Source organism: Mixta sp., from assembly GCF_024610815.1.
GTDB classification, from domain to species: Bacteria; Pseudomonadota; Gammaproteobacteria; order Enterobacterales; family Enterobacteriaceae; genus Mixta; species Mixta calida.
On the sequence record NZ_JANION010000164.1, the window covers coordinates 1 to 8,717 of the forward strand.

General features: G+C 54.7%; 9 protein-coding genes and 1 pseudogene. 6 read left to right on the plus strand and 4 right to left on the minus strand.

Annotation, left to right across the window (positions count from 1 at the left end):
• Positions 1-148: 148 nt before the first annotated feature.
• Together MYY08_RS12370 and ttcA are read left to right on the plus strand one after the other, a co-directional pair.
• Positions 149-358, plus strand: a pseudogene (locus tag MYY08_RS12370) (tyrosine-type recombinase/integrase); the annotation flags it as partial.
• A gap of 46 nt (positions 359-404) precedes the next feature.
• Positions 405-1,337, plus strand: coding sequence for a tRNA 2-thiocytidine(32) synthetase TtcA (gene ttcA, locus MYY08_RS12375; protein WP_038626007.1), 933 nt, complete (start codon positions 405-407; stop codon positions 1,335-1,337).
• A gap of 39 nt (positions 1,338-1,376) precedes the next feature.
• On the opposite strand, the gene ynaL is transcribed toward ttcA, so the two are convergent.
• From ynaL to MYY08_RS12390, 3 genes are all read right to left on the minus strand, one after another.
• Complete coding sequence (gene ynaL, locus MYY08_RS12380) at positions 1,377-1,529, minus strand: proline-rich small protein YnaL (protein WP_167401667.1); 153 nt, start codon at positions 1,527-1,529, stop codon at positions 1,377-1,379.
• 272 nt (positions 1,530-1,801) lie between these two features.
• On the minus strand, positions 1,802-2,785 hold the full coding sequence (zntB, locus tag MYY08_RS12385) for a zinc transporter ZntB (RefSeq protein WP_038626006.1): 984 nt from the start codon (positions 2,783-2,785) through the stop codon (positions 1,802-1,804).
• Between the two features lie 234 nt (positions 2,786-3,019).
• Positions 3,020-4,633, minus strand: coding sequence for a peptide ABC transporter substrate-binding protein (locus tag MYY08_RS12390; protein WP_288014408.1), 1,614 nt, complete (start codon positions 4,631-4,633; stop codon positions 3,020-3,022).
• Positions 4,634-4,787: 154 nt separating this feature from the next.
• Between MYY08_RS12390 and mpaA the strand changes: the two genes are divergently transcribed.
• On the plus strand, positions 4,788-5,495 hold the full coding sequence (gene mpaA, locus MYY08_RS12395; protein ID WP_288014410.1) for a murein tripeptide amidase MpaA: 708 nt from the start codon (positions 4,788-4,790) through the stop codon (positions 5,493-5,495).
• Here mpaA and ycjG read toward each other — a convergent pair.
• Positions 5,479-6,456, minus strand: a complete 978-nt coding sequence (gene ycjG / locus MYY08_RS12400) for an L-Ala-D/L-Glu epimerase (protein WP_038626000.1) — start codon at positions 6,454-6,456, stop codon at positions 5,479-5,481. The two genes, mpaA and ycjG, sit on opposite strands and share 17 nt — an antisense overlap.
• 172 nt (positions 6,457-6,628) lie before the next feature.
• Between ycjG and tpx the strand changes: the two genes are divergently transcribed.
• The 3 genes from tpx to MYY08_RS12415 all read left to right on the plus strand — a co-directional run bounded on the left by tpx (position 6,629) and on the right by MYY08_RS12415 (position 8,673).
• Positions 6,629-7,132, plus strand: a complete 504-nt coding sequence (tpx, locus tag MYY08_RS12405) for a thiol peroxidase (RefSeq protein WP_190295899.1) — start codon at positions 6,629-6,631, stop codon at positions 7,130-7,132.
• Between the two features lie 289 nt (positions 7,133-7,421).
• Entirely contained in the window at positions 7,422-8,222 is an 801-nt protein-coding gene (locus MYY08_RS12410; protein WP_190295900.1) for a YPO3983 family protein, read from the plus strand.
• Positions 8,206-8,673: a DUF943 family protein gene (locus MYY08_RS12415; protein ID WP_038625996.1), complete on the plus strand. Its 468-nt coding sequence runs from the start codon at positions 8,206-8,208 to the stop codon at positions 8,671-8,673. The genes MYY08_RS12410 and MYY08_RS12415 overlap by 17 nt, the downstream gene beginning before the upstream one ends.
• The last annotated feature ends 44 nt before the right edge of the window (positions 8,674-8,717 follow it).

The window sequence follows — 8,717 nt, forward strand, 5'->3', positions numbered from 1 at the left end:
AAAACAGACAATGTAAAAAGCCAACAGCCTTTTTATAAACATACATTTATGGACAATACCTGATTTTTCGTAATGTCTCATGGGTTATTGTGATGGTTTATGGATCACAAACCAGAGCAAAAGTTGTACAGAACAGACGTCCCCTGACCATGCAGCTGTAAAACGTGCTGGCATTCGGCGGCGTAATCCGTACCATACGCGCCATACTTATGCATGCTGGCTGTTATCTGCCGGTGCGAATCCGTCATTTATCGCTAACCAGATGGGGCATGAGAACGCGCAAAGGGTGTGTCATAGTGACACCACCTGGATTGAAGAAATGAACGGCGATCGGCTTAATGCCCGTCTGGCGATGTAGCAATCCCGCCCCTTATCTGCCCTTGCTGGTTCCTGAGACATTAAAAATGCAAGAAAACCAACCAAATAACAAAAAAGAGCAGTACAACCTGAACAAACTCCAGAAGCGCCTGCGCCGCAACGTGGGCGAAGCGATTGCCGATTTCAATATGATTGAAGAAGGCGACCGCATCATGGTCTGCCTGTCAGGTGGCAAAGACAGCTATACGATGCTGGAAATTCTGCGCAACCTGCAACAGAGCGCGCCGGTGAATTTTTCGCTGGTGGCGGTCAATCTTGACCAGAAGCAGCCGGGCTTCCCGGAGCATGTGCTGCCGCAGTATCTGGAATCGCTCGGCGTGGAATATAAAATCGTCGAAGAGAACACTTACGGCATCGTCAAAGATAAAATTCCGGAAGGCAAAACCACCTGCTCGCTCTGTTCACGCCTGCGTCGCGGCATTCTTTACCGTACGGCTACCGAGCTGGGCTGCACCAAAATCGCACTGGGGCATCATCGCGACGATATTTTGCAGACGTTGTTTTTGAATATGTTCTACGGCGGCAAGATGAAAGGCATGCCGCCGAAGCTGATGAGCGACGACGGCAAGCATATCGTTATCCGTCCGCTGGCCTACTGCCGCGAAAAAGATATCGAGCGTTTCGCCATTGCGCGCCAGTATCCGATTATCCCCTGCAACCTGTGCGGCTCGCAGCCGAATCTGCAGCGTCAGGTGATCGCCGATATGCTGCGCGACTGGGATAAACGTTATCCGGGACGGATAGAAACTATGTTCAGCGCAATGCAGAACGTGGTGCCTTCTCACCTGGCTGATACCACGCTGTTTGATTTCAAAAGCATTCAGCACGGCAGCGAAGTGGTGGACGGCGGCGATCTCGCCTTTGACCGCGAAACGCTGCCGCTGCAACCTGTCGGCTGGCAGCCGGAAGAAGATGATGTCGCGCCCGGCGCGCGTCTCGATATTCTGGAAATTAAATAGTATTTAACGCCATACCGGAGATGACCGGTATGGCGGCGATCACATATGCGGCGGTGGATCGATAATGGGTTCCGGGTCCGGCGAGGGATCGGGCTGCGGCTGGGGTTGCGGAATCGGCTCTGGAATCGGCACGGGATCGGTCGGCACAGGATCGGAAGCGGAAATTTGATGGGGTGTCCACTTAGTCAGCATACTCTCCTCCTCATTGGCTCACTTCTTTAAGCGTAGAGGAGTTTGCCGTTAAGTGGCGAAGCGGCAAAAAAAAAGCCGGCGTTTAAGCCGGCGTCGTACGAATCAATTGTGCTATGCAGTAATTCAAAAAAAGGAAGTAAGACAATATGGAGCGCAACGCCCATCGCTTGACGTTGCATTCACCTGCGAGAAAGAGTTTGCCCCAGCTGTAGCTGACGTTTATTGACACCGATCAGCTTTTTTTCGCTTTCTTGCCTCACCGGGTCCTGTCGCTACAACCACTTACGTTTACGCAACCACAGGGCAACACCCACCACCAGTACGACTAACATCAGACAAAAAATCGCAAATCCCTGATGGCTTTCCGCGCCAGGAATGCCGCCCAGATTGACGCCAAACAGGCCGGTGAGAAAGGTGGTCGGGAGAAAAAGCATCGCCAACAGCGACATGGTGTAGGTGCGTCGGTTCATCGCTTCCGCCATCACCGAGGCGATCTCATCCGCCAGCACGGCGGTGCGCGCTACGCTGGCATCGAGATCGTCGAGGCTGCGCCCCAGCCGGTCGGAAATTTCCTGCATGCGGCGACGTTCATCATCATCCATCCAGCCCAGCTTTTCGCTGGCCAGCCGCGCATAGACATCCCGCTGCGGCGCCATATAGCGTCGCATCACGATCAGCTGCTTGCGCAGCAGCGCCAGCTCGCCGCGCGGCGGCACGTTCTGATCCATCAGCGCATCTTCCAACTCAATAATCTTATCCTGCAAGTCTTCGATAAATTCACTGGCGTGGTCGGTTAACACGTCGCACACCTCTACCAGCCAGCTGCCACCATCGACCGGACCATTGCCGTTTTGCAGCTCGTTCAACACCTCATCGATGGCGTATACCTTGCGGCGGCGCGTGGAGACAATCAGCTTATCGTTGATAAACACCCGAATGGCGACCAGCTGATCGGGACGGGAATCACTGTTGAGGTTAACGCTGCGCAGCGTGATCATAAATCCGTCGCCGAGCCGGCTGACGCGCGGACGCAGGCTGTCGCCCGCCAGCGCATCGCGCACCGCATCCGGGATCAGCGGCGTGGTGGAGAGCCACTCGGCGCTCTGCCGGTGGGTATAGTTAAGGTGCAGCCAACAGGGCCGCTCGCAGTGGATAACATCTTTATCTTCAATCGGGATAAGACCGCCCTGTCCATCAAGCTGGCAGGCGATAATCGCATCCGATACCTGTAGCGCTTTTCCTTCTATGACGTTCACGTCATGCCTCTTAAGCCGCATAATCAATGTGATACAGTCTAGCGCGCCGCCAGGCAGAATCAATCTTCCGGCGCGGCGCCAGGCGTTATCGCTGGGGAAAAGCGCAATGAGAGTGCGCCAGCGTTATCAGCAACCAGCATAAAAGTATAGCGGCAGTCGAAGCAGAGGCCGGTGAGGCGCGTCCTGCCGTTACGGCGACAGGACGCATTCGTTTCGTTAAGGGACGCCTGAACCTCAGTGCTTCAGAATATAGAGCTGGCGGCTGTAGGCGACATCTTCCGGGTTGTTGATCGGATAGCCTTTGACCCACGGTTTAATCAGGCGACCGTTGGTGTATTGATAAATCGGCGCAATCGGCACCTGCGAATCAATAATCTGTTCCGCCCGGTTGTAGTCCTCATTGCGCGTCTGAGCGTTGCTTTCCTTGCTCGCCTGCGCCAGCACCGCATCATAGTCGGCGTTATGGAAGCGGGCGATATTGCCGCTGTGGCTGGAGGTCAGCAGGCTCAGGAAGGTGGACGGTTCGTTGTAATCGCCAATCCATGAGGCGCGGATCACATCGAAATTTCCGCTGTTGCGGCTGTCGATGTAGGTTTTCCACTCCTGATTTTGCAGCTTCACTTCTGCGCCGAGGTTTTTCTTCCACATGGAGGCCACGGCGATGGCGATCTTCTGGTGATTCTCTGAGGTGTTATAGAGCAGCGTCAAACGCAGCGGTCGGGTCGGCCCGTAACCCGCGGCGGCCAGCAGCGCTTTCGCCTGAGAATTCAGCTCCGCCTGGCTGTGCTGTTGTAAAAACGACGGTTTCGGGCTGAAGCCAGCGGTGACATCAGGGGTAAAGTGCCAGGCCGGTTTTTCGCCGGTGCCCAAGACCTTCTCTGCAATAATACGACGATCGATGCTCCAGGAGAGCGCTCTGCGCACGCGTGCGTCGGCGGTCGGCCCCTTCTGCGTATTAAACGCGTAATAGTAGGTGCCTAACTGATCGGGCGTGTAGACCTCGTCCGGGATGGTTTTCTTCAGCATGCCGTAGAGGTTTTTCGGGAAAGATTCGGTGATATCGATGTCGCCAGCGCGGTAGCGCTTAGTGGCGCTGGACTCTTCATTGATCGGCACGAAGGTGACCTGGTTCAACACCGAGTGCGCGTCATCCCAGTAGTGGCGATTGCGCGTCAGAACGATTTTCTCATTCACTACGCGGCTTTGCAGCTGATAGGCGCCGTTGCCGATCAGGTTGCCCGGTTTGGTCCAGGCGTCGCCCCATTTTTCTATGGCCTTGCGCGGCGCGGGAAACAGGCTGACGTGCGCCGTCAGGCTGGGAAAGTGCGCTACGGGATGATCGAGCGTTACCTTCAGATGATAGTTATCCAGCGCGGTCACGCCGAGACTTTCCGGCGACAGTTTGCCCTCAGTAATCGCGTCGGCGTTATGGATCGCCGCCAGCCCGGCGAACCAGGCGAACGGCGAAGCGTTTTTGCTGTTGACCAGCCGCTGCCAGCCATAAACAAAGTCATGCGCGGTGACCGGCTCGCCGTCAGACCAGCGCGCATCCTGGCGCAGCGTAAAAATCCAGCTCTGGTTATCGTAACTTTGCCAGCTCTGCGCCACGCCCGGCACGACCTTGCCCTGCGCGTCCTGATTGGTCAGCCCTTCAAACAGATCGCGGATAACCTGTATTTCCGGCAGCCCAACCGCTTTAATCGGATCAAGGGAGGCGGGCTCGTCTTTGATATGGCGCACGATCTCCTGGCGCGCCGCCAGTTCTGTGCCGGGCGGCACCTGCGCCGCCATGGTCGGCATCTGCGTCGCCAGTAAAAAGGCGCCCAGCGCAATGCGAAATGATTTCATCTTGTCCTACCCTTAAAGCTGCCGGAGTGGCAAAAGCGTGAGATGGCTTATGCTAACCGGCACTTTAGCGCAAATAATTGATCCCGAACCAGCTGTTTTGCTTATTGTCCGTCGCCGTCGAGCCGCTCTGCGACGCTTTTCACAGGAGCTGAAGATGACCCTGTTATATCCGCGCCCGTTGCGCGGCGCGCTGGAAGTGGAAATGACGCGCTATGGCACCTCGGTGCTGGGCGCACCGCTAATCTGGTTTCCCGCCGCGCAGGCGGACAGCGACAGCGGGCTGGTGCTGGCGGGCACCCATGGCGATGAGAGCGCGGCGCTGGTAACGCTCTCCTGCGCCCTGCGCACTCTGCACAGCGCCAACCGTCGACATCATGTGGTGCTGGCGGTCAATCCTGACGGCTGTCAGCTGGGACTACGCGCCAACGCGCGCGGCGTCGACCTTAACCGCAACTTTCCCGCCGCCAACTGGCAGTCGGGAGAAACGGTCTACCGCTGGAACAGCGCCGCCGAAGCGCGCGACGTGCGCCTGTCTACCGGCGGGCGCGCCGCCTCCGAGCCGGAAACCGCCGCGCTGTGCCAGCTGATTCACCAGCTGCGTCCGGCCTGGGTCGTCTCTCTGCATGAGCCGCTGGCCTGCATCGACGATCCGCAACAGACGCCGATCGGCGAATGGCTGGCGGCGCAGACCGGACTGACTCGCGTCGCCAGCGTCGGCTACAGCACGCCGGGATCGTTCGGCAGCTGGTGCGCCGATCTGGCGCTGCCCTGCGTCACCGTCGAACTGCCGCCGATCTCTACCGACGAGGCGACGGAACGCTATCTCAGCGCCTTCACCGGCCTACTCAGCTGGCGGCCGTGAAATCGATGCGGCCGCTACCGAAATGCAGGCCGGGCTCCACATCTACCGCCAGCCAGGTGGGGCCGTCCAGATCGATAAAGCGCGCGCGCGGCACCAGCGGCAGCGCGGCGCTGATGGCGCGCGAGGTGCAAAGCATGCAGCCCAACATAATCGTCAGACCGGCCTGCTCCGCCTCGTCCGCCAGCGCCAGCGCCTCGGTCAAGCCGCCGGCTTTATCGAGCTTAATGTTGATCATGTCATAACGCTGACGCAGCGTGGCCAGATTGCCGCGGGTATGGCAGCTTTCATCGGCGCACACCGGCAGCGGATGAATAAAGTTCGCCAGCGCCTCATCATCATTTGCCGGCAGCGGCTGCTCCAGCATCTCTACGCCAAGATCGGCCAACAGCTGACAGCGCGCCGCCAGCCCTTCGCTGCGCCAGGATTCATTCGCATCAACAATCAGCCGCGCCTCCGGCACCGTGCTGCGAATCGCCATCAGCCGTTCGGTAATCAGATGATCGTCCAGCTTAATCTTCAGCAAGCGCGCGCCGTTTTCCCACAGCGCCAACGCGCTGCTCGCCATCGACTCAGGGGTGTCGATAGTCACGGTTTGCGCCATATGGACCGTATCCGGCAGCGTCACGTTAAGCTGTCGGCACAGGCTTTGCCGTTGCTGGCGGCAGGCGAGATCCCACAAGGCCGAATCTATCGCATTGCGCGCCGCGCCCGCAGGCAATGCCGTCTGCAACGCTTCGCGCGTCATGCCCAGCTCCAGCTGCGGCAGCATCAGGGCGATCTGCGCCAGCACCGACGCCTCGCTTTCGCCATAGCGCGGATAAGGAGTGCATTCGCCCACCCCTTTAACGCCCTCTTCTTCCAGCTCCACTACCACCACGCCAGCCTGTTCCCGGCTGCCGCGCGCAATAACAAAAGGCTTATTGAGCGGCCAGGCTTCAGGATAAACTTTAACCGTTCTCATCTTTTTTTCTCTCGTTAATGATAATCAGGTAAAACAGCAACGTGGCGGGCCTCGCAAACTCTGCCGTCGCCACGGGCTTCGGTCTCTTGTGTCTGTTATATAATTTACTGTCTCACCTTAGTGCGTTCCTTTACACTGTTAACCTTGTTAAGCAAAAGTAAAAGGATAGATTATGTCTCAGACTGTTAATTTTCAGGGCAATCCGGTTAGCGTAGCAGGCCAGCTGCCGCAGGCTGGCGAAAAGGCGAAAGCTTTTACGCTGGTGGCAAAAAACCTTTCTGATGTTTCCCTTTCTGATTACGCAGGCAAGCGTAAAGTGCTGAATATTTTCCCAAGCATCGATACCGGCGTTTGTGCGGCATCGGTACGCAAATTCAATCAGCTGGCGGGCGAAATGGAAAACGCCGTGGTGCTATGTATTTCCGCCGATCTGCCGTTCGCGCAGTCGCGCTTCTGCGGCTCCGATGGACTTTCTAACGTGGTAACCCTGTCGACGCTGCGCGGCAGCAACTTCAAGGATGACTATGGCGTGGCGATCGTAGATGGTCCGCTACAGGGCCTGACGGCGCGCGCGGTTGTGGTATTGGATGAGAATGATACGGTGATCTATAGCCAGCTGGTGGATGAAATTACCACCGAGCCTGACTACGATGCGGCGCTGGCGGCGCTGAAGTAAAAAAACGGGCGCCTCCTGAACGCGGAGGCGCTATTTATTAAGTGAGCGATTAAATATTTTTCTTACCATTTATTTATTCCCCTGCATTTCATCATTTTATTTATCAATGCCTCGCATTACGCTTCCTGTTAATACCATCCTGTTTTTTTGCTTTGCATAAACTAATATTTACATCCATGCTGATTAATGCCTATTATTCCAGCGTAACGCTTATCATGGACGAGAGTAAAGGAATGACGCATTTGACCGCATTACGTTTGCCTTGCACAGTATTTAAAAGTAAAAAAAGATGAATGATTGCAGCGCCAGCGATACGCGCTGCGGCGATTTAAGCGAGTATCAATTAAAAAGGGATTTTAAGCTGGTGGATGTGTCTACCCGCGTAAATCCCTATACGCTGATGGAAATGACGCCGTTTAGCCAGCCGCAGTCGATGTTTAATGGTTCCCACAGGCCTGGAAGAAAGCTGACGGTTGAAGCATGCGCTGATATTCTGTTTGATGAGTTCCGTCATCTTGCGCAGGCTTTTGCCTTTTTCGGGCCGTACCGACAGCTGATTAAAGAGCTGATCGCGCATATGCAGGGCAACAGCGGTTTTCCCTTTGAAAGCTTGACGCTGAAGAGCGCTTTGAAACAGCATATTGTTAATGAGCTTAGTGAAAACAGCACGTTAATCAAAATAAAGCATGTCTTACAGAAGAATATTGACTGGAACGACCGTTGTTACCCTAAGGCAATGGAGAATGAAATCAGACTAAACATCCTTAATGGAAGATTACCCAGGTTCGACAGATTACAGGACAACTTTAACGGAATGGGTATTAGCGTTCACGACACATGGGCGACACATATCACAATTAAACATTTGAAGATTGATAATGATTGCTTCCATGCGCGGGTATATTACCGGATACAGGATCACTTTGGCCTGGACTGCAACGACGTGACACACTTCACCTTCAGCCAGTTCCGTCTGTTTCGTATCTGGTTTGTCCTGCAGCGCTATATTCAATTCGGTTTTAAACCTTTTATGACGAACATGAGCGCCTTTATCGATATTAGCGGTGTACGCAATGACAGTGAAAAATAAGAAGCACAAAATTTCTCTGATAATTTTCGGCGCGCTGCTGGCTTATGCCCTATGGCTTACATGCCGCCCGGTGAAAATTATAGCAGTACATCATACAGGCAATCACTCTGCCGCTATTCTGGTCAACAACTTACCTTTTACCGACAGGGATAAGATAGCGTGGTGGCAGGAGAACCGCGCAATGCTTAAAGAAAAATATGATCTGCCTGCCCCAGCTGATAATGGTTTTTTCTCGGTTACCGTTTGGCTTTTTGGTGAAGGTTATCAGGAAGATAACCAGGATGATGATCAATACTGTTTTAAAGATATGCAAACTATGAAACATTGCATAGAAAAAACTGACAGCTTTACTATCTATAGCAGCCGGGGAAATCAAGCGCATTTTAGCGTCGACAATGGGGGATATATATTAAAGAACAACGGTGAAATAATTAAAACCAGCGACAAATAAAAGCTATTTGCGGCCTGATTTTTTCCTTTTTCACGCCGGTTTAA

Bases quoted from the DNA above. Each gene is read 5' to 3' on its own strand.
- MYY08_RS12415 (WP_038625996.1), top strand. From the start codon at position 8,206: ATGACAGTGAAAAATAAGAAGCACAAAATTTCTCTGATAATTTTCGGC.
- tpx (WP_190295899.1), top strand. From the start codon at position 6,629: ATGTCTCAGACTGTTAATTTTCAGGGCAATCCGGTTAGCGTAGCAGGC.
- MYY08_RS12390 (WP_288014408.1), bottom strand. From the start codon at position 4,633: ATGAAATCATTTCGCATTGCGCTGGGCGCCTTTTTACTGGCGACGCAG.
- ycjG (WP_038626000.1), bottom strand. From the start codon at position 6,456: ATGAGAACGGTTAAAGTTTATCCTGAAGCCTGGCCGCTCAATAAGCCT.
- ynaL (WP_167401667.1), bottom strand. From the start codon at position 1,529: ATGCTGACTAAGTGGACACCCCATCAAATTTCCGCTTCCGATCCTGTG.
- mpaA (WP_288014410.1), top strand. From the start codon at position 4,788: ATGACCCTGTTATATCCGCGCCCGTTGCGCGGCGCGCTGGAAGTGGAA.
- ttcA (WP_038626007.1), top strand. From the start codon at position 405: ATGCAAGAAAACCAACCAAATAACAAAAAAGAGCAGTACAACCTGAAC.
- MYY08_RS12410 (WP_190295900.1), top strand. From the start codon at position 7,422: ATGAATGATTGCAGCGCCAGCGATACGCGCTGCGGCGATTTAAGCGAG.